20 protein-coding genes are annotated in these 19,549 nt (G+C 43.7%); 15 read left to right on the top strand and 5 right to left on the bottom strand.

Annotated elements, in window-relative coordinates:
- Window positions 1-14: 14 nt before the first annotated feature.
- The 4 genes from gyrB to dnaA form a co-directional block, all read right to left on the bottom strand.
- Window positions 15-2,435, bottom strand: a complete 2,421-nt coding sequence (gene gyrB / locus OM95_RS15390) for a DNA topoisomerase (ATP-hydrolyzing) subunit B (protein ID WP_041875733.1) — start codon at window positions 2,433-2,435, stop codon at window positions 15-17.
- A gap of 47 nt (window positions 2,436-2,482) precedes the next feature.
- Window positions 2,483-3,610, bottom strand: a complete 1,128-nt coding sequence (gene recF, locus OM95_RS15385; protein ID WP_041875732.1) for a DNA replication and repair protein RecF — start codon at window positions 3,608-3,610, stop codon at window positions 2,483-2,485.
- Window positions 3,610-4,716: a DNA polymerase III subunit beta gene (dnaN, locus tag OM95_RS15380; RefSeq protein WP_041875730.1), complete on the bottom strand. Its 1,107-nt coding sequence runs from the start codon at window positions 4,714-4,716 to the stop codon at window positions 3,610-3,612. Before dnaN ends, recF begins: the two co-directional genes overlap by 1 nt.
- 227 nt (window positions 4,717-4,943) lie before the next feature.
- On the bottom strand, window positions 4,944-6,359 hold the full coding sequence (gene dnaA, locus OM95_RS15375) for a chromosomal replication initiator protein DnaA (protein WP_041875728.1): 1,416 nt from the start codon (window positions 6,357-6,359) through the stop codon (window positions 4,944-4,946).
- Between the two features lie 184 nt (window positions 6,360-6,543).
- On the opposite strand from dnaA, the gene rpmH reads away from it, so the two are divergent.
- The 8 genes from rpmH (at window position 6,544) to rsmG (ending at window position 13,574) form a co-directional block, all read left to right on the top strand.
- A complete protein-coding gene (rpmH, locus tag OM95_RS15370) occupies window positions 6,544-6,693 on the top strand; it encodes a 50S ribosomal protein L34 (RefSeq protein WP_011166211.1) in 150 nt (49 codons plus the stop codon).
- Complete coding sequence (gene rnpA / locus OM95_RS15365) at window positions 6,683-7,042, top strand: ribonuclease P protein component (protein ID WP_041875725.1); 360 nt, start codon at window positions 6,683-6,685, stop codon at window positions 7,040-7,042. The genes rpmH and rnpA overlap by 11 nt, the downstream gene beginning before the upstream one ends.
- Complete coding sequence (yidD, locus tag OM95_RS17545) at window positions 7,011-7,277, top strand: membrane protein insertion efficiency factor YidD (RefSeq protein ID WP_363228134.1); 267 nt, start codon at window positions 7,011-7,013, stop codon at window positions 7,275-7,277. The genes rnpA and yidD overlap by 32 nt, the downstream gene beginning before the upstream one ends.
- The gene (gene yidC / locus OM95_RS15360; RefSeq protein ID WP_291516593.1) at window positions 7,261-8,892 is read left to right on the top strand and encodes a membrane protein insertase YidC; all 1,632 of its coding nucleotides are present in this window, start codon (window positions 7,261-7,263) and stop codon (window positions 8,890-8,892) included. Before yidD ends, yidC begins: the two co-directional genes overlap by 17 nt.
- Before the next feature lie 45 nt (window positions 8,893-8,937).
- Window positions 8,938-9,498, top strand: coding sequence for a R3H domain-containing nucleic acid-binding protein (locus tag OM95_RS15355; protein WP_041875723.1), 561 nt, complete (start codon window positions 8,938-8,940; stop codon window positions 9,496-9,498).
- A gap of 86 nt (window positions 9,499-9,584) precedes the next feature.
- Entirely contained in the window at window positions 9,585-11,027 is a 1,443-nt protein-coding gene (mnmE, locus tag OM95_RS15350; RefSeq protein WP_041875721.1) for a tRNA uridine-5-carboxymethylaminomethyl(34) synthesis GTPase MnmE, read from the top strand.
- A gap of 2 nt (window positions 11,028-11,029) precedes the next feature.
- Entirely contained in the window at window positions 11,030-12,958 is a 1,929-nt protein-coding gene (gene mnmG / locus OM95_RS15345; RefSeq protein WP_041875718.1) for a tRNA uridine-5-carboxymethylaminomethyl(34) synthesis enzyme MnmG, read from the top strand.
- A complete protein-coding gene (rsmG, locus tag OM95_RS15340) occupies window positions 12,909-13,574 on the top strand; it encodes a 16S rRNA (guanine(527)-N(7))-methyltransferase RsmG (RefSeq protein WP_041875715.1) in 666 nt (221 codons plus the stop codon). Before mnmG ends, rsmG begins: the two co-directional genes overlap by 50 nt.
- 27 nt (window positions 13,575-13,601) lie before the next feature.
- Here rsmG and OM95_RS15335 read toward each other — a convergent pair whose 3' ends face one another.
- Window positions 13,602-14,102 (bottom strand): hypothetical protein, encoded by a 501-nt coding sequence (locus OM95_RS15335; RefSeq protein ID WP_291516591.1) that lies wholly within the window; start codon window positions 14,100-14,102, stop codon window positions 13,602-13,604.
- A 121-nt stretch (window positions 14,103-14,223) separates the two neighbouring features.
- Between OM95_RS15335 and OM95_RS15330 the strand changes: the two genes are divergently transcribed.
- The 7 genes from OM95_RS15330 to atpA all read left to right on the top strand — a co-directional run.
- Window positions 14,224-15,057, top strand: a complete 834-nt coding sequence (locus OM95_RS15330; RefSeq protein WP_041875791.1) for an AAA family ATPase — start codon at window positions 14,224-14,226, stop codon at window positions 15,055-15,057.
- Entirely contained in the window at window positions 15,050-16,075 is a 1,026-nt protein-coding gene (locus OM95_RS15325) for a ParB/RepB/Spo0J family partition protein (RefSeq protein ID WP_041875713.1), read from the top strand. The genes OM95_RS15330 and OM95_RS15325 overlap by 8 nt, the downstream gene beginning before the upstream one ends.
- Window positions 16,066-16,431 carry a polymer-forming cytoskeletal protein gene (locus OM95_RS15320; RefSeq protein WP_041875711.1) on the top strand — a complete coding sequence of 122 codons (366 nt, stop codon included), beginning with the start codon at window positions 16,066-16,068 and terminating at the stop codon, window positions 16,429-16,431. Before OM95_RS15325 ends, OM95_RS15320 begins: the two co-directional genes overlap by 10 nt.
- 94 nt (window positions 16,432-16,525) lie before the next feature.
- Entirely contained in the window at window positions 16,526-16,957 is a 432-nt protein-coding gene (locus OM95_RS15315; RefSeq protein ID WP_041875709.1) for an ATP synthase F0 subunit B, read from the top strand.
- Between the two features lie 10 nt (window positions 16,958-16,967).
- Window positions 16,968-17,516 carry an ATP synthase F0 subunit B gene (locus OM95_RS15310; protein WP_041875707.1) on the top strand — a complete coding sequence of 183 codons (549 nt, stop codon included), beginning with the start codon at window positions 16,968-16,970 and terminating at the stop codon, window positions 17,514-17,516.
- 3 nt (window positions 17,517-17,519) lie between these two features.
- A complete protein-coding gene (gene atpH, locus OM95_RS15305) occupies window positions 17,520-18,068 on the top strand; it encodes an ATP synthase F1 subunit delta (RefSeq protein ID WP_041875704.1) in 549 nt (182 codons plus the stop codon).
- Window positions 18,069-18,070: 2 nt separating this feature from the next.
- Window positions 18,071-19,549, top strand: a 1,479-nt coding sequence (atpA, locus tag OM95_RS15300; protein ID WP_041875703.1) for a F0F1 ATP synthase subunit alpha, incomplete at its 3' end; no start/stop codon positions are given.

Below are 19,549 nucleotides of genomic sequence, written 5' to 3'. Positions count from 1 at the left end.
TTAAAAATCTAAAATTAAACGTCCAAACTACGAGCAAGAAGGGCATTGTCATGAATGAACTGACGACGCGGTTCAACCATTTCACCCATCAGGATAGAGAATGTTTCATCTGCAGCTACAGCATCATCAATATTCACTTGTAGAAGTGTGCGATTTTCCTTATTCAGTGTCGTTTCCCACAACTGCTCAGGATTCATCTCGCCCAATCCTTTGTAACGTTGGATGTACATTCCTTTTTTCGTAGATTCCATCACGTGACTGTAGAATTCATTATAGCTATCAAACTCGACTTCTGTTTCGCCTTCAAGAATCGTCATAGGTAAGGTGCTAACGCCTTGGATTTCGTTCCAAATCTTACGAAGTTCAATGATCTCAGAAGAACGTAAGTTGTCGAGACTGAACTTCGTAGTCATGCGATCCGCGTAACGAACAGTGTAGATATCAGCGTAAGGTTTTCCTGTTGCTTCATCCGTTTTTACTTCGCCTTTGTATTCAGTAATACCCAGCTTTTGATTTCCTTTAATCCAATCACCCAAATCGTTTAAGGAGGTCTGGATTTTGCCGGCGTCTGCGAAAGTCTGTTCGAAGTCGCGAACTTTGCTTAGCAAGAAATAAAGAACGTCTTTGTCGTATTTTTTAGAAGAAACGCGAAGAAGATCATTGAACCTTTGAATGTTTAAAATTAATTGGCGAAGATCCGCTTCTTTTAGGTTCTCTTTGCCTTTGATCTTGAAAGCATTCAGGCCTGAACTTAAAAGGAATTCTGTCAGAGCCGCTTCATTTTTCAAATATGTTTCTTCTTTACCTTTTTTCGCACGGTAAAGAGGTGGTTGCGCAATATAAACGTAGCCACGCTCTAAAACTTCAGGCATTTGACGATAGAAGAACGTCAAAAGCAAAGTCATGATGTGTGATCCATCGACGTCGGCATCGGTCATGATAATGATTTTGTGATAGCGGATTTTATCCACGTTCACGTTATCTTTGCCGATACCTGTACCCAGTGCGGAAATGATAACCTTGATTTCTTCAGAAGAAATAATTTTATCGAAACGCGCCTTTTCTACGTTCAGGATTTTACCTTTCAAAGGCAAAATTGCCTGTGTACGACGGTCACGGCCTTGTTTCGCGGATCCACCGGCAGAGTCTCCCTCCACCAGGTAAAGTTCACAAAGTGCAGGATCACGTTCTTGGCAGTCCGCCATTTTACCCGGCAAAGAGCCACCATCTAAAGCCGTCTTACGACGAGTTAAATCACGAGCTTTACGAGCTGCCTCGCGCGCACGTGCAGATTCCACACACTTAGAAATAATATTCTTAGCGACAGAAGGATTACGATCCATCCAATCCGCTAATTTTTCATTCACCAAAGCCTCGACAATACCTTTCACTTCGGTATTACCAAGTTTGGTTTTTGTTTGACCTTCGAATTGTGGTTCACGGACTTTAACAGAGACTACGGCGGCAAGACCTTCACGGATGTCTTCACCTTCAAGATTCGCCTTTAAATCTTTCAAAAGATTTTTTTCAGTCGCATAGGCGTTTGTCGTACGAGTTAGTGCCGCACGGAAGCCGACAAGGTGAGTACCACCTTCGTGCGTATTGATGTTATTACAGTAAGTGAAAATAGATTCCGAGTACGAATCGTTCCACTGCAAAGCAATCTCAACATCGACATTGTCTTTTTCACCTTTGAAGTAGATCACTTCGCTGTGTAAAGATTTTTTCGACTGGTTCATGTATTTTACGAACTCAGCGATACCTTCTGCATATTGAAAATCTTGTTTTTTTCCATTTCGCTCATCCGTCAACGAAATATGAAGACCCGCATTTAGGAAAGCCAACTCACGGAAACGGTTTGCTAGAGTGTTGAAATCGTAAATAACCGTTTCGTCTTTAAAGATATCGCGGTCTGGTTTGAAAGTTGTTTTTGTTCCCGTTTTAGTCGAGGGTTCACCCTGCTGAATGGGTGCAAGAATTTTTCCACGCTCGTAGTTCTGTCTCCAGAAATAACCATCACGTTGAACTTCAACATTCACACGATTGGAAAGAGCATTCACCACGGAGGCACCCACACCGTGCAAACCACCAGATACTTTATAACCACCGCCGTCAAATTTACCACCGGCATGTAGAACGGTCATAACAAGTTCAAGCGCAGATTTTCCAGTTTGCTTTTGAACTGCGACAGGAATACCGCGACCGTCATCTTCCACGGTAATGGATTCGTCGGCGTTAATAGTAACTTTGATCGTCTTGCAGTATCCTGCAAGATGTTCGTCGACCGAGTTATCCACAATCTCATACACAAGATGGTGATAACCCTTGAAACCGGTATCACCGATATACATCCCTGGACGTTTACGAACGGCTTCAAGTCCTTCTAGAACCTGAATCGAGTCGGCGGAATATGACTTTTGTTCTTCGACTGACACTGTGTACCCCTCACTGACTGCATACACTTCGGCAAAACGAAGTGAAGTTATTCATCGAGGATGTGACCATCCTTGATGCGCAAAACGGAAAGCTGATCGAGGCTGAAAGAATCAGGCAATGTAAAATCTGTCGTCGTCACAAAAATCTGCGTGTTGATCTCGTGCAAGAACGTAATCAGTGCATCTCTTTTGGCTTTATCGAGTTCAGATAAAACATCGTCTAACATCAAAACCGGATAGGTTCCGTGAGCCTTCCTATGATACACAATTTGGGCCATTTTGAAAGACAATATGATGGCTCTTTGCTGCCCTTGGCTACAATAAAATCTTGAGTCTTTTTGCCCATATAGGAACACAATATCGTGCTTGTGAGGGCCGACCAGACTACTTCCTGAAGAGAGCTCTGCATCATGCAGTTCACTCATCCTTTTTTGCAGAGCAAAATGGACTTCTTCTCGGGAAAATTTCACCGCATTTTGATCCGAAATCACGTATTCCACGGAGATATCCACAGCTTCATTTTTAGAAATGTATTGCATGGCATTATTGAAATCTTTAGAAAGACCCGCCAGCGCCGTGATGCGGGCGTAGCTTAAATCGGCCGCTAAACGCAAGAATTGGGGGTTCAGGCTGTTCAAAAGGTCCTGGGTGACGGTTAGGGTGGTTAACCCCTCCAAATAGTTTTTAAGGAACTTATTGCGTGTTTTTAGAGCTTTACGATATTCCGCGATCAAATCGGCATTTTTTCGATCAAAGGTGATCAACAGGTCATCAACCAACTCACGGCGATAATCTGCACCTTCTTTGATCGAAGCTAAACTTTCGGGACTAAATACAACGCTCGCAAAAATTTTACGAACGTCGGCGGATGAAACCTTCTTGTCATTCAAAGTCAGTACTTTGCGACTTTTGCTTAAGCCAAGTTTGAGTTTGTAATGCAGATCATTTTGAGTAATCAGCGCTTGAATCAAAGCTTCTTGGTTATTCGAATTGATCAAGGTGCGGTTATCGCTATAGCGGAAGGAATCTCCTTGAGAAATAAGATACATCGCCTCAAGAAGATTTGTTTTACCTTGACCATTCTCTCCGACAAAAACATTCACGCGTGGGGAAAATGGAACTACTACGTCCCGATAATTACGAAAATTAACAAGACGTAGCTTTTCAAAAATCATCAGATTCTCATAGGCATCACAACGCAAGTGTAAGAACTGTCGTTATGAGGGCGGATCAGTCCAGGAGACAGGTGATCGTTCAATTCAAAATCAATCTTGTCCTGACTCATGCTTGTGAGAATATCAGTCACATACTTCGCATTGAAACCGATTTTGATTTCATTGCCAGAATATTCAACTTCGATTTCTTCTTTCGCGTCTCCTAGTTCTGGATTGTTAGAAGAAATCTCCATGCGACCATTGGAAAGATTTAACAACACAGCTTTGGATTTTACGTTTGCCAAAAGTGATACGCGCTTCAGTGAAGTCAAAAATGCTTCACGGTGAATCATCACTTTTTGTGGAAGTTTCTGTGGAATAAATTGTTGATAATTTGGATACTTTCCTTCGATCAAACGAATCATCAAAATCGTTGATGAGTGTTTCAATACAAATTGAGAACCTTCAATTGCGATTTCCACATTTCCTTCAATGCCTTCCAAAATCTTTTTGATTTCGTGAAGACCTTTGCGAGGAATGATAACACCTTGAGTAGCCGCGACTTTCACTTCCGAAAGCGGTTTATTCACAAGACTCATACGGTGACCATCTGTCGCCACCATTTTAAATCCGCCCTGAGGCGACAGTTCAAAGAAAACGCCGTTCAAGTGATAACGAGTTTCATCGTTGGATACCGAGTAGATAGTTTTATCAATCATCTCTTTCAACACACCAGCATTGATGCTGATGAAACCTTGAGAGTTGTAAGTTGGAAAGATCGGATATTCTTCAGCGGAGATACCAACAATTTTCGAAGTGTATTTACCTTGCTTGATTTCCAGCCAGTTGTTTTCTTTTTTGATTAAAGTGATCGGACCTTCTGAAAGTTCCTTAGCAATTTCAAAAAGGCTTTTTGCCGAAACGGCGACTTTACCCGGTTGATGAACTTGAACTTTTGTTTGGTCCGTGAGGCTGACTTCCAAATCTGTGGCAAAGACTTTCAAAGCATTTTGGTCAGCTTCCAAAAGAACGTTGATAAGAATTGGCATAGTGTTGCGCTTCTCAACAATGTTCTGAGTCTTTCCGATAAGGCTTAATAAATCTCTTTTATCAATTTCAAGTTTCATACAACCTCTTGAGCCCTCTTATTAACTATTACTATTAATATAAATAACTAGTAGTAGTAGTAGGGGCGTGGAAAACCTAACAAATCCCCTAAACCCATGTAAACACTAAAAAACACTTGTGGATAAAGACTCTGTATAAATCGTCTTAAACTCGGTCGATTTTGGGGGTAACTCGGATCCACATTTTTAGCCCCAAATTTTTCCCCAACCTTATCCACATTCCACATTCACACGCCTGTGATATTGTGGATTCTCTGTTCTAAATCTTCGATATCTTTAGAGATATCTTGATCCGCGGATTGTAGATTCTTGACCCGATCTAGGGCGTTCATCACAGTTGTGTGATCTTTTCCGCCAAATGCCTTGCCGATATCCACTAAAGATTTATCCAAAAACTTCTTAATCAAATACATCGCAATTTGACGTGGAACGACAATTGGTTTGGCCCGAGTTGAAGATTTAAGATCCAAAACACGCACTTTATAGTGATCCGCGACAAGCTTCATAATCTCTTCAACTGAAATCGTGGATTGAGTCTCGTGATGCGAAAGAATGCGTTTAACAAGCTCGTGGTCGATCGGAAGGCCTTGGAGCTCAGAGAACATCTTCACCTTTTTAAGGTTGCCTTCCAGCTCTCTGATGGAACGTTTAGAGATTCTGGCGATGTAATTGACGACATCTTCTGGCAGCCGAACGTTATACTTTTCGGCTTTATAACGCAAAATTGCGATTCGAGTTTCTAGGTCCGGCATGGTGATATCGGCAATCAAACCACGCTCAAGGCGGGTGCGGCTACGATCTTCCAATCCGTGAATGTCTTTCGGCATACGGTCGCTCGCTAGAATAACCTGCTTGCGGCTGTCGATGAAACTATTGATTGTGTGGAAGAATTCTTCCTGAACAGCCTCACCACGCGCAATAAACTGAACATCGTCGACCAAAAGAATATCCGAATTTTCGCGGTACTTCTGGCGAAATTTATCCATTTCGTGGCGACGAATGGATGAAATACACTCATTCATGAACCTTTCGGCAGAAATATATGTAATTCTAAGTTGTGGATATTGTTCGCGAATGTGATTTCCGGCGGCGTGAAGAAGATGGGTTTTACCCATTCCCACCGGTCCATATATATATAGAGGATTGTAGTCGTCTGCCCCCGGATTGCGGGCAACGTTAAAGCAGGCAGCATGCGCAAACTCGGAATTTTTACCCACTACAAATGTTGAAAAGGTGAGTTCCTGGTTCAATGTGTCTTGACCAGACCTTGGTTGAGTAATCTGGATATTCTGAGCACGCGCCAATTGAGCCTGGAGGATCTCAGTTCCTCCCATCACTTCGTCAGGAATGTGAGAAGTTTCAATATGCGTATTTACTTTGTTCCCCGTAATACTGAACTCGACTTCAAATGGTTTTCCGTAAGTATCTGAAATCTCTGTGTAAATTTTATCTTGCAGATTTTCGATAACAAAATATTGATGAAGCGCATTAGGTACTCCGAGTACCAATTTGGGACGATCTTGAGTACCCGCCGTATTGACGTACTCAATAGGATCTAGCCAGGTATCCAATAACTTATTGTTATCGTTCCGGCTTTTCATCTTTGATTTGATAAGTGTCCAAAAAGACGAGTTTAACTCCACGTGACTCCCCTCAAGCAGGGTGGGTCTTAACAAGGGGAGCTGAAGTTTTCAACAGTTGACCTTATTGCCGCAACGTGCTTTATTAGTGCCCCACGTATCTAGTTGTGAACAACTTTGTGGCATACATATATAGATGTAACTGACGTCATTTAGCGTCGTAATTTTCTGTCCGGGGAGAAGAGTAATGAAACGTACATACCAACCTTCAAATAAACGTCGTAAAACTACACACGGTTTCCGCGCTCGTATGGCTACTAAAGCTGGCCAAGAAGTTCTTAATCGTCGTCGCGCTAAAGGAAGAAAGCGTTTGACGGTTTCTACAGGTGGAAAATAGTTCTCCACTAGTTATTAAGCGAAGTTCTGAATTTCTCTCTTTAAAACAAACGGGAAAAAGATACTGGCCTACTAAATGGTTGCTTCTGAATTATCAGAAGAACTCTGTGGGTCAGTTGCGTTTCGGAGTTACGGCAAGTCGTAAAATCGGCTCTGCTGTTGTTCGGAATAAATTGAAACGTTGGTCGCGAGAATATTTTAGGGCTTCACTTGTGGCGGGAAAATCTATTGAAGCCGACATCAACATCATCTTTAAACCTATTGATACAAACTTTTACAAAGGGCTCCCTCACGAGGAATTTGTCAAAGCTTTGGATCGTGGTTTGGAAGTCCTTCGAAAAAATATCTAAAGCCTTGCTTTGGTTGTTTATCGGGGCTTACCGAACATTAGGGACTACTCATTTGGGTGGTTCTTGTCGCTTTGAACCTAGTTGTTCCGCCTACGCATTAGAAGCTATTCAAACTCATCATACTCATAAAGCTCTGTGGTTAATCACAAAGAGAGTATGTAAATGTCGTCCGGGCGGGCCTTATGGGTACGATCCGGTTCCTCAAAAAGGAAGTATCCATGCAACAAAAGAATGACAACCCCTCCTTCTTTGATCCTAAAACACTGATTGCTGTAGCCGCTGTAGCTATTGTTTATTTTGGTTGGCAAACTTATCTCGGAAAAAAGTATCCCGGTTACAATCAGCCTAAGACAGAGCAGACTCAAGCTGATCCAACGACAACTCCCTCTGCAACAGCCACTCCCGGCAGCGCTATCGAAACCAAATCAGAAGTCGTAGCTGCACCTCAAGCCGAAGAACAAATCTTTACTTTCAAAACTGACAAAGTCTCTTTCTCTCTGACTAATCACGGTATGGGTTTGAAGAACTTCACTGTGAATAATTACCAGGACAAAGAGAAGAACAACATCAAGATTGGTCTATCTGACAAACTTGCGATGTTCGAAATGCGTTGGGCGGGCGACGAAAAGCCGGTGATCTTCAATGTCGTTGAAGAAAGCCCTGGTCACTATGTCGGAACAGCCGCTATGGGTGAAACTACGGTAAAGCGAGAACTTAAGTTTGATCCCGTGAAGTCTTCGTTCACGAACACGATCACGGTGTCCAATCCAACTGAAGATTTTAAAAAAGGTTTTTCACTATTGATTCCTGAAACGGTTCACGTGAAGGGGTCCTCGTCTTTCTTTTTCCCTTCTTATGAGCACCAGGATTTTTTCGTTGTTCATTCTGGTGGGAAGCATGAAACGGTTAACTTTAGCAATGCGAAAGAAAACGTCACTCAACAATTTCAATCGACTTCAATTCTTTCGGTAAGTTCTCAGTACTTTGCTTCGGCAATTCTTGATAAGTCCGAGATCATTCCTGAAGTAAAAGTGTCTTCGGAAGTAGCAAACAAGTCGGCTTTAGCAGAGTTGGTTTACAAGCCCGTGCAACTTAAACCCGAGATGAATTTCTCTGAGATATTCTATGCCGGTCCGAAATCCATCGATGCTTTGAAGGCTGTCGATCCTGAGCTTGCTCAAATCATCGATTTTGGCTTCTTTGGATTCATTGCCCGTCCACTTCTTTACGTGATGAAGGCATTCCACTCTATGGTGGGTAACTGGGGTTTTGCCATTATCCTTTTAACTTTGTTGGTTCGTCTTTGTGTTCTTCCTTTTAACATCATGTCTTTCAAATCAATGAAAGCGATGCAAAGGGTTCAACCAATTATTCAGAATCTTCGCGAAAAGTATAAAGACGATCCAATGCGTTTGAATACTGAGATGATGGCAGTGATGAAGGAAAATGGTGCCAACCCATTGGGTGGCTGTTTGCCGATGTTGCTGCAAATCCCTGTCTTTTTTGCTCTTTATCGAGTTATCGGTTCCAGCATCGAACTATATAATTCACCGTTCGTCGGCTGGATTCATGATCTAAGTGCGCATGATCCATTCTACGTTTTGCCGGTTTTGATGTCGGTCTTCATGTTTATTCAACAAAAGATCACTCCATCAACAATGGATCCTATGCAGGCAAAAATCATGCTGTTCTTGCCGGTGGTGTTTTCGTTGTTCATGTTGCAACTTCCAAGCGGCTTGACGCTTTATATGGTCGTTTCAACTTTGTTCGGTATCATCCAACAATGGTTAATTATGCGTGATAAATCGCCGGCTCCTGCCGCAGCAGTTGTAGCAAAGGCGAAGAAGTAAGAGCCAAGCTCTGTTTGAATTTGATATTTATACCTAGGAGGTAAAATGGGTTTTTTTAGCAAGCTTTTCGGGGGAAAAAGCAAAGGTGCCAACAGCGAAGTTGAGGCCCTTATTCAAAAGACCTTAGAGGGGATCATCGAGAAAGCACAGTTCGATCTTACTTTCGAGCTTAAAACTGAGAAAGAAGAAGATGGCGGCTCTACGCTGGCTGTAGAATTCAACGGTGCGGACGAGGAAATCCTTAAAGATAAAAAAGGTCAGATGCTAGACGCTTTCCAATTATTCCTTAAGCGCGTCGTTCAACACAATTTCCCAGAGGACAAGACGAACATCACAGTAGATTGTGGTGGCTATCGTGATGAATCTGCAAACGCCTTGATTGAGCGCGCAGAGAACCTGAAGGCTATCTGCATTGAGCAAGGTAAATCCGTATACTATCGTGCTCTTCCGCCGAAAGATCGTAAGGTTGTTCACCAGTATCTTGCCAAAGATCCACGTGTTAAAAGCCGTTCTTTGGGTGATGGCCTTTATAAGAAAATCAAAATTTATCCAGCTAAAGGACCATCTCAAGGTTCTGCGGATGATTCTGCAGCAACACAAGATTAGTCAGCAGATGCTGAGAAGCGCGGAGGGCCGCAAGGCCCAAAGCGGAAGCAAAGCTCTGCTTCAAAGATAACCAAGAGGAGTTTCAAATGTTTCGTGGGGATCGTGATAAGGACACAATATGTGCGGTCTCCACTCCTCACGGAGTCGGCGGTATCTCTGTCATTCGTGTGAGTGGTCCCGACACTTATTCCATCGTCTCAAAAATCTGTTCTTTTTTGCCTGAACATCCTGAGTCTCATAAAGCTTATTTTGGTAGTTTGAAGAGTGTGGCTCTTCAGAACCAAGAAGCCGAAGAGATTGACGAGGTTTTGGCAACCTATTTTAAACACGGCCGTTCTTTTACTGGCGAAGAAGTCATCGAAATTTCTTGTCATGGAAGCCCGGTAATTTGCCAAAGCATTCTTCATCAATTAGTACTTTTGGGCGCTCGTCCAGCTGATCGGGGAGAGTTCACCTACCGTGCATTTATGAACGGAAAGCTTGATTTGGTACAGGCTGAAAGCGTTCTTTCTTTGATTGAAAGCCAAAGCCAGCAGGCCGCGCGACTTGCGCTTCGTCAGTTAAAAGGCTCTGTTTCCCAAAAGCTGGAAGTCATTGAAGATGATATGACATGGGTTTTGGCCTTAGCCGAAGCCGGCATTGATTTTTCCACCGAAGGCATTCAGGTCGTGGAAGACAGTGTTGTGATCGCACGTCTTGAGAAAATTCAAAAGGGACTGGAAGAATTGGTTGCGACTTTTAAAGTCGGCCGTCTTCTTAAAGATGGGTTTCGTATCGTTCTTACGGGTCTTCCAAACGTCGGCAAATCCAGTCTTTTAAATCTTTTCCTTGAAGACGAACGGGCTATTGTTACGGATATTCCGGGCACAACCCGAGACGTTATTCATGGGGACACCAGCTATAAAGGTGTGAAATTCACTTTTTTGGATACCGCAGGCCTTCGCGAGTCGGTTTCGGACCTCGTTGAAAAGATCGGCATTCAGAAGAGCCGCGAGGCCACAGGCGAATCTGACGTTGTTTTCTTCGTTTTTGATATTGAAAAGGGTTTATCTTCGGAAGAAATCACTATTCTGGATGGTTTGGACCCGCAAAGAACTTATATTTTGGCCAATAAAACAGACCGGTTGTCAGGTTCGCCTGATACTAAAAGTGTCGAACAGGCACTTAAAAACAGTAAATTTTTTCAAAAAATCGGGGACTTAGAAGGCTTCTTCAAAAGAAAAGTGTTCTTTGTGAGCGCTCTTGATAAAAAGGTGCGTACCCAGGTTCTTGATGAACTCGTGAAAGAATTCGCCGATTTGCAGATGGAAAACACGGTTTTGATTTCCAACTCTCGTCATTTGGAAAACCTTTCGCGAGCACTTGAGAACACGAAGCGCGCAAAGAGTGTCGTAGAAGGTGGTTTGGGTGAAGAGTTCCTAGCTTTGGAATTCAAAGAAGCCCTTATTGCGATTCAAGAAACTTTAGGCAAACGCTTTGATGATCAGATCATGGATCGGGTGTTTAAAGAGTTTTGTATCGGGAAGTAACTATGAATTCAAAAAAGTATGATGTGATTGTCGTTGGCGCGGGACACGCGGGCGTTGAAGCTTGCTTGGCATCTGCACGCCTGGGCCTTCAAACTTTGATGGTCACTTCCAATATCAATCGTATTGCTTACATGAGCTGCAATCCTTCCATAGGTGGTTTAGCTAAAGGCCACATGGTTCGAGAAATTGATGTTTTGGGTGGACAGATGGGTGTCGCCGCCGATGAAACTACCATTCAGTATAAACGTTTGAATTCCTCAAAGGGTCCTGCAGTACGTGGCACTCGCGTTCAGAACGACAAACATCTTTATTCCCAGTTTCAAACTGACGCGCTTAAAAATCAGCCGAACTTAGATCTTTTAGAAGGAGAAGTGAAACGTCTTATCCTAGAAAAAGATCTGTGCGTTGGAGTCGTCCTTCAAGATGGATCAGAAATTTTTGCGAAGGCGACGATTATCACCACCGGTACATTCATGAACGGTGTTATGCACATTGGTTTACGTCAGGAAGCCGGCGGTCGAGTGGGCGATAAACCTTCTATCGGACTTTCTGATCAGTTGGCCCAATTCGGTTTCGAAGTGAAGCGTCTAAAAACCGGCACTCCGGCGCGTCTTCATAAAGACAGCATTGACTGGTCGAAGACGGTTCCTCAGGCTGGCGACGAAAAGATATATCCATTTAGTTATAGATCTTCCAATCAGTTGAAGCTTCCGCAGATTCTTTGTTATCTGACCCGGACAACCGAAGAAACACACGAAATTATTCGCGCGAACTTGGATAAATCACCCATGTTCTGCGGGATCATTGAGGGTGTTGGTCCACGTTATTGTCCTTCCATCGAAGACAAGATCACTCGCTTTGCCGAAAAGAACAGTCATCAAACATTCTTGGAGCCGGAAGGTTTGAACACGGACCTTATTTATCTTCAGGGCATTTCCACAAGTCTTCCCGAAGACGTCCAAGATGCCTTTTTGAAAACCATTCCTGGATTAGAGAACGTGAAGGTAGTCCGTTACGGTTATGCGGTGGAGTACGACTATATTGAGCCGACGCAAATTTGGCATCGGCTTGAGACTCGAACAATCCGTCAGCTTTTTCTTGCCGGTCAAATCAACGGAACTTCAGGTTACGAAGAGGCCGCGGCTCAAGGTTTTGTCGCTGGCGTAAACGCCGCCCATAGTATTTTGGGACGTGAAGAGTTTATTTTGAATCGTGATGAAGCCTATATAGGTGTGCTTATTGATGACCTTGTCACCAAAGGCACTCGTGAGCCGTATCGAATGTTTACGTCTCGTGCGGAACATCGTTTAGTTCTTAGGGAAGATAATACTATCGATAGGTTAGGTGCTATTGCTGAAAAGATTGGTATTGTCTCTAAGGCTTCTTTGCAAATCCTGACGGATCTTCAAGCGAAAAGAAAAAGTTTGCTGGAAAGATTGCGTTCCGAAAAGGTTTATCCAACTAAAGACGTCCAAGAATTACTTGCGACCTTTCCCACTCCAGAACTAACAAAGTCTTTAACTTACGAGGAGTTGCTGCGTAGACCCGAGATTTCTTGTTCACACTTAGAACAACTTAATTTCAGCGTCGATGTGGATCCAAATGTTAGTGAACCCGTGGAAATCGAAGTTAAGTACTCAGGATACGTGAAGCGACAGATGGAACTCATCAATCAGTCAAAAAGATTGGAAGAAATGGTTCTTCCTGCGGATCTGATTTACGCAGATATTCGCGGCCTTTCTAACGAAGAGAAAGATAAGTTGCAGCGCGTTAGACCACGTACCTTAGGCCAAGCTCAACGCATAAGTGGTGTCAATCCATCTGCTGTTCAGGCTATAATGATCCATCTAAAAGGTCACAAAAAGATCAAGGAGATTGGGCTTGAACAACAAGGATCAACAGGACGTTCCGACCATATATTGGAGAATTGACGAATGGTTTCCGGATCTAAGTCCTGAGACACGAACTCGACTTAAGGCTTATCACGAAGAGCTTTTGAAATTTAACCGCACACTCACTTTGATTTCTCCAAAAACAGTCTTTGTTGCTGATGCTGTTCATTTTGCTGATTCGATCTTGGCCTCTCGGACTATACAAAGGTCGAATCCCAAAATTGATAAGATCACGGATGTTGGAAGCGGAAACGGATTCCCTGGAATGGTCTTCGCTATCCTGTACCCGCAAATCCAAGTGACACTTCTAGATATTGATCAAAAGAAGTGTGAGTTTCTAAAGCACCTGGCGTCTCACTTAAAACTTTCGAACGTGACGGTTGAAAATAAGAATGTAGAGTCTTTACCTGAGAACAGCCTTCAGTATGCGATGGCTCGAGGTTTTGCAAACATCTCAAGAACCATTCTTTCTTGTCGTAAAGTCATGCAAAAGGGTGGCGCATTCTATCATCTTAAGAGTGAAGAGTGGGGAATTGAAGTCGGTGAGATTCCAACTCAGCTTTGTTCTATTTGGACTCCCTCACTAGTGGGCGAGTACAAGCTTCCGGTGGGAGCAGTTAAGTTTTCAGTCGTTAAAACAGATAAAATCGCTTAAATTTGAAATGTTCCACGTGGAACATCACTAATGTGAAGCCTCAGCCGGTACAGCTGGGGCTTTTTCGTCTCCGAAACCCATTTCTTGCATTCTTTGCTTTACGTCCCAGGTTCTTTTGGCTTCCCGAAGTTTCTTTTCGGCCTGATAATCCTCAAATTCCTTAGGATTTGGCCAGATATCACCCTTTTTAAAGGCGGCAAGATAGGCTTTTTTAGAGGACTTCTTTCGAGCTTCCAATTTTAACTCTAGGTACTGCTTTTCCTGCTCGAGCCTAGATATCTTCTGTTGAGATTCAAAGACTCTCTTTTGCGCGTACTTAATTTGACCTGTCTGTGGAACTACGTCGACGAGTTCTTTTTGAAAACCCTCAAGGGCCTTTTTCTCGGCCTCAAGTGCCGCATTTGCTGCCGCCAGCGTAGTGTTTAAGTCAGAATATATAGGATCTTTGAGCTCGGGGTTTGGATCCGGCTTATTACACGCTGAAACAGCGAAAGAAAGAATGATTAGACAGAAAAATCTTATAAACATGGTTGTTCCACGTGGAACATCGGCTGTTTTTCAAAAAATCATAAGGTGTGGCGCGAAAAACTAGTCTTTATTCTTGCAAGTTTTTCCAAAAAGTCCGACTTTTGAATCTCAAGGAGGAAAAATGGCAAAAACGATCTGTATAGCTAACCAAAAGGGTGGCGTAGGCAAGACAACGACGTCTGTTAATATCTCTTCTGCCCTGGCTACTCTTGGTAAAAGAGTTCTTTTGATCGATATGGACCCTCAAGGCAACGCTTCGAGTGGATTGGGTATCAAAAGATACGAAAGCCAAGATGCGAATAGCTACCACGTACTCATCGGTGAAAAAACACTTTCCGAGGCTACTCAAAACACGGCAAATCCAAACTTAAAGGTATCCACGGCTAATCCTGATTTGGTTGGGGCGGAAATTGAACTTGTTGATATGCCGCATCGTGAATATCGCTTAAAACAGGCAATTGCCACAGTCGCTGATCTGTACGACTTTGTTATCATCGACTGCCCACCATCCTTGGGTCTGATTACTCTTAATGCTCTCAATGCGGCGGACAGCTTCTTGGTTCCGCTTCAATGTGAATACTATGCTCTTGAGGGATTGAGTCAGCTTTTGAATACGGCCGGTCTGATCAAAAAGAATTTAAACCCGCAACTTCATATCGAAGGCATCGTGCTAACGATGTTTGATAGCCGTAATAATCTCAGTCACCAGGTTGTGACTGAAATTAAAAACCACTTTGGCGATAAAGTATTTAACGCCATCATTCCTAGAAATGTACGCCTCAGTGAGGCACCAAGCCATGGACAATCCATCTTCGAATACGACAGCAAATCCATCGGCGCGACAAGATATTTGGAGCTAGCAAAAGAAGTGATTGCACGTTCGGTGCAAAAAAACACCTCTGAAGCGGTTCCGCAGACACAACAAAATGCTTACGAAGGGGAAGTAAATGTCTGATTTTGCTGTTGAATCTTCAAACAAAAAGAAGGGATTGGGTCGTGGGCTGGGCTCTTTGCTTGGCGGACCCGCCCCAGAGGCACCTGCAAAAGCTCCTTCTGTAGCAGCTCCGGCTGGCGCGGCTGCGAACTCTCAAAATGTAACTTCATCGTCAACTCCCACTGCTCCCGTGAGCTCTCAACCCGCGACACCCGTCGCCCCTCCCGTAGATCCTGAGAGTAAAATCTGGAAGGTGGGAATTGATAAACTTTCGCCTGGAAAGTATCAACCTCGTACGTCTTTTGAAAAAGAGCCTCTTCAGGAGCTTTCTCAATCTATTAAAGAGAACGGAATTCTTCAGCCTATCGTGGCTCGTCGTACGACATCAGGGAAACTTGAAATTGTCGCCGGTGAACGTCGTTGGCGAGCTGCTCAGCTGGCGGGACTTCATGAAGTTCCAGTAATTCTTAAGAATTACGATGACAAGCAGGCCTTGGAGCTTGCGATTGTTGAGAATATTCAGCGTGAAGACTTGAATCCAATTGAAGAGGCAGAGGGATATTCTCGCTTAATTACTGAGTTTAAACTGTCTCAACAGCAGGTAGCCGAGAAGGTTGGTAAGGATCGGGCGACGGTAGCGAACGCCGTTCGTCTTCTTTCTTTATCTGAAGAGATCAAAACCATGATTTCCGAAAATACGCTTTCAGTCGGTCATGCAAAAGTTCTTTTGGCGTTGCCTGATCCAAAGAAGCAGCTCGAGTTTGCGAAAAAAGTCGTAAATGAAAAAATTGCGGTTCGTAAGCTGGAAAAAATGGTGCAGGCCGTTGTAAAGGGAGCAGAGGAAAAAGAAGAACCTGTTTCCTTTGATTCAAACGTTACGCAGCGCTTGATCGCGGGTCTTGGCGATGAGTTACAAAAGATCATGGGCACAAAAGTGAACATTGATTATTCCAACTCAAAAGGTAAGATTAGTATTCATTTCTATTCAGACGATGAATTAACGAATTTAGTAGATAGGCTTAAAGAAGGATGGCAGTAGCATTTCCTCCCTCATTACAAGAAGATCTCCTTTCTGGTCATGTGACGGCAATCCTTGACCAGGGGACGCATTTCGAAGGAAAGCTCAGCTTCGAAGGCACCGTGCAAATCGGCGGGGACTTTAAGGGGGAAATCTTTACCAAGGACACCATCGTTATTAATGAAGGTGCCTTTGTAACTGCTCAAATTGAGGCTGATACTATAGTTATTAGCGGCCGGGTTGAGGGAAATCTCTTTGCCCGTCGCAGAGTTATTATGCACCCACCTGCCGTGTTTAAAGGCACGGTGACAAGCCCCAGCTTACGTATTGACGAAGGGGTTGTTTTCGAGGGCGCGTCCTATATGCCTAAGTCTTAGGCAGCAACATTATCAACTAGTAAAATTACGTTGACCACTTCCAAGCCCGAATGCTAATCCCAAAGCTCAAAAAATCAGTAGGGATTTCAACCAAATGGACATTTTTGGACAATTAGGTATCAATACCACAGCGGCCTTTCAGTTTGTTCTTTTTGCTATTGCTTTGATCTTTCTGAGCAAAGTCGTGTTCGCGCCTTATGCGCACGCACTCGATGAAAGACAAAGAAGAACAAAAGGGGGAGAAGATCTTGCTCTTGAATATCAAAACAAATCCGTAGAGTTGCAAACAGAGTACGAGACCAAAACTCGTGATCTAAACTCTCAGATTAAAGGCATCGTCGATGCTGCAAAATCTCAAGCTAACAAAGACTACGAAGTTCTTGTTGCTAAAGCTCGTTCTGAATCGGAACAGCTGGTTCAATCCAACCGCACAAAAATCACTTCTGCAGTTCAAGCGGCGACATCTGAGTTGAAAGCTCAAACAAGCGCCGTGGCGATGGCAATCACTACTAAGTTGTTAAAATAAGAGGGCAGACATGAAGTTGCTTGTATCACTTTTAATTATTTCAGCGCCTGCACTGGCGATTGCGGCTGGCGGCGGTCACCATGATGGTATTCCATCAGCGGTCATGTACCAGGCGATTAACGTAGCCATTTTGGTTGCCGGTCTTATCTATTTCACTAAAGACGGAATCGTTACTTTCTTCTCTGGAAGAAAAGCGGCCTACCTTGAGGCTGCGCAAAAATCTGCATTTGCTCGCGAGCAAGCGGAAAAAGAATTCGTTGATATCAAAAACAAGTTGGCGAACCTGGATGCGACTCGTGAAGAGTCTCTTCGTAAGGCGCAAGCTCATGCTGATGATATGAAAAAACAAATCTTGGACGAAGCTAATGAAGTTACAAAACGCATTCGTCAAGATGCAGAGTTGACTGCGAAGCTTGAAGTTCAACGCGCACAAAACGAATTGCGTGCTCAACTTTTGAAAGACTCTATGGAAGCGGCCCGCACTGTTTTGACAAAAGACATTGGGTCCGCAGATCAACAAAAACTTCAAAAAGATTTTATCAACCACGTTGGAGTGTAGCCGATGAGAACTAGTGAAGTAGCAAAAAGTTACGCGAAAGCCCTTTTGGCCGTAGCAAAACAACAAGGCACACACTCAAAGGTGTTTGGTGAATTGAAAGCGATTTCTGAAGCTTTCAAATTGGACGCCGCTGTAAAAAGTTATTTTGCAAACCCGATGATTTCATCCGATCAAAAAGTGACTGCTGTGAAGGCCGCTTTGACTGGTAAAGGTGTTTCTCAAGAAGTCCTAAATACATTGGTATTGATGGGTGAAAAGGGTCGTCTTGAGGCTCTTGATCAAGTCGTTCATGCATTCCAGGAAATGTTGGACCTTGAAGAGGGCATCACTCGTGGTGTGGTTCGTTCTGCTCAGCCTCTGTCAGCTGATGCACAAAAAGAAATCGAACAAAAAATCAATAAAGTTCTTAATAAGAAGATCGTATTGACTTACGAACAAGATCCAAAGCTTTTGGGCGGCGTTGTTGCTCAGGTGGGCGGATGGACTTTTGATGACAGTATCGACACGCACTTAAAAAAATTGAATGAAGAATTAAACAGGAGAGCCAACTAAAAATGGAAACACAAATCCGTGCCGACGAAATCAGTCGCGTTCTCAAAGAGCAAATCAATCAATACAATAAAAAGATTGAAGTAAGTGAAACAGGTAGCGTTCTTGCAGTAGGGGACGGGGTTGCTCGTATCTACGGTCTTGAAAATGCAATGGCTGGTGAACTTGTTGAGTTCCCAGGCGAAGTTTACGGAATGGTATTGAACCTTGAAGAAGGTCACGTTGGTACCGTTTTGTTCGGTGAAGATCGTCAAATCAAAGAAGGCGACACTGTTAAAAGAACTAAAAAAATCGTTTCCGTTCCAGTTGGTGAGGCTCTTCTTGGTCGCGTCGTAGACGCTCTTGGTAACCCGATCGACGGTCGTGGACCTATCAACACGCCACACTCTCGTATCGTTGAGACGAAGGCTCCTGGTATCGTATACCGTCACCCAGTTGAAGAACCTCTTCAAACAGGTATCAAAGCTATCGACGCTCTAGTACCAATCGGTCGTGGTCAACGTGAGCTGATTATCGGTGACCGTCAAACTGGTAAAACGACTATCGCGGTTGACGCTATCATCAACCAAAAAGGCCAAAACGTTCATTGCTTCTACGTGGCGATTGGTCAAAAACAATCGACTGTTGCGCTCGTAGTTGAAAAATTGCGTGCAGCGGGTGCTCTTGAGTACACGACTGTTATTGCAGCAAATGCGTCTGATCCAGCGCCACTTCAATACCTTGCGGCTTATTCTGGTACAGCAATGGCTGAATACTTCCGCGATACTGGCAGACATGCTTTGATCGTTTACGATGACTTGACGAAACAAGCGCAAGCTTACCGTCAATTGTCTCTTCTTCTTCGTCGTCCTCCAGGACGTGAAGCTTATCCCGGCGACGTGTTCTATTGCCATAGCCGTCTTCTTGAGCGTGCTTCTAAATTGTCTGCAGATAAAGGCGGCGGTTCTTTGACTGCGTTGCCAATCATCGAGACACAGGCGGGCGATATCTCTGCATATATCCCGACAAACGTAATCTCTATCACTGACGGTCAGATCTTCCTTGAATCAGATCTATTCTACAAAGGTGTGCGTCCAGCGATCTCTGTAGGTAAATCAGTTTCTCGCGTGGGTGGTGCGGCGCAAATTAAAGCGATGAAACAAGTTGCAGGTTCTTTGAAACTTGAGCTTGCTCAGTTCCGCTCTATGGAAGCATTCGCAGCGTTCGCATCTGACTTGGATAAAGCGTCTCAACAACAGTTGGCACGTGGTCGTCGTTTGATCGAAGTGTTGAAACAACCTCAATACTCTCCAGTAAAAGTTGAAGAACAAATCGTTATGATCTTCGCAGCTGGAAATGCATTTGTTGATGCTTACCCAGAGACAGACGTTAAGAGATACGAAAAAGAGATGATCGAGTTCTTGAAAAACAAGCACTCTGACATCATCAAAACAATTAGCGAGAAGAAAGCGATTTCTGACGACACTAAAAAAGCGTTGTTGGCA

It is taken from the genome of Bdellovibrio sp. ArHS (assembly GCF_000786105.1).
In the GTDB taxonomy this organism is placed as follows: domain Bacteria; phylum Bdellovibrionota; class Bdellovibrionia; order Bdellovibrionales; family Bdellovibrionaceae; genus Bdellovibrio.
The sequence above is the reverse complement of the archived record's forward strand: the minus strand, read 5'-3'. Positions and strand labels throughout refer to the sequence as shown.

Coding starts and splice junctions, on each gene's coding strand:
- rpmH (WP_011166211.1), top strand. CDS start 6,544: ATGAAACGTACATACCAACCTTCAAATAAACGTCGTAAAACTACACAC.
- mnmE (WP_041875721.1), top strand. CDS start 9,585: ATGTTTCGTGGGGATCGTGATAAGGACACAATATGTGCGGTCTCCACT.
- OM95_RS15325 (WP_041875713.1), top strand. CDS start 15,050: ATGTCTGATTTTGCTGTTGAATCTTCAAACAAAAAGAAGGGATTGGGT.
- OM95_RS15335 (WP_291516591.1), bottom strand. CDS start 14,102: ATGTTTATAAGATTTTTCTGTCTAATCATTCTTTCTTTCGCTGTTTCA.
- OM95_RS15310 (WP_041875707.1), top strand. CDS start 16,968: ATGAAGTTGCTTGTATCACTTTTAATTATTTCAGCGCCTGCACTGGCG.
- OM95_RS15355 (WP_041875723.1), top strand. CDS start 8,938: ATGGGTTTTTTTAGCAAGCTTTTCGGGGGAAAAAGCAAAGGTGCCAAC.
- OM95_RS15330 (WP_041875791.1), top strand. CDS start 14,224: ATGGCAAAAACGATCTGTATAGCTAACCAAAAGGGTGGCGTAGGCAAG.
- atpH (WP_041875704.1), top strand. CDS start 17,520: ATGAGAACTAGTGAAGTAGCAAAAAGTTACGCGAAAGCCCTTTTGGCC.
- dnaN (WP_041875730.1), bottom strand. CDS start 4,716: ATGAAACTTGAAATTGATAAAAGAGATTTATTAAGCCTTATCGGAAAG.
- mnmG (WP_041875718.1), top strand. CDS start 11,030: ATGAATTCAAAAAAGTATGATGTGATTGTCGTTGGCGCGGGACACGCG.
- yidC (WP_291516593.1), top strand. CDS start 7,261: ATGCAACAAAAGAATGACAACCCCTCCTTCTTTGATCCTAAAACACTG.
- OM95_RS15315 (WP_041875709.1), top strand. CDS start 16,526: ATGGACATTTTTGGACAATTAGGTATCAATACCACAGCGGCCTTTCAG.
- recF (WP_041875732.1), bottom strand. CDS start 3,610: ATGATTTTTGAAAAGCTACGTCTTGTTAATTTTCGTAATTATCGGGAC.
- OM95_RS15320 (WP_041875711.1), top strand. CDS start 16,066: ATGGCAGTAGCATTTCCTCCCTCATTACAAGAAGATCTCCTTTCTGGT.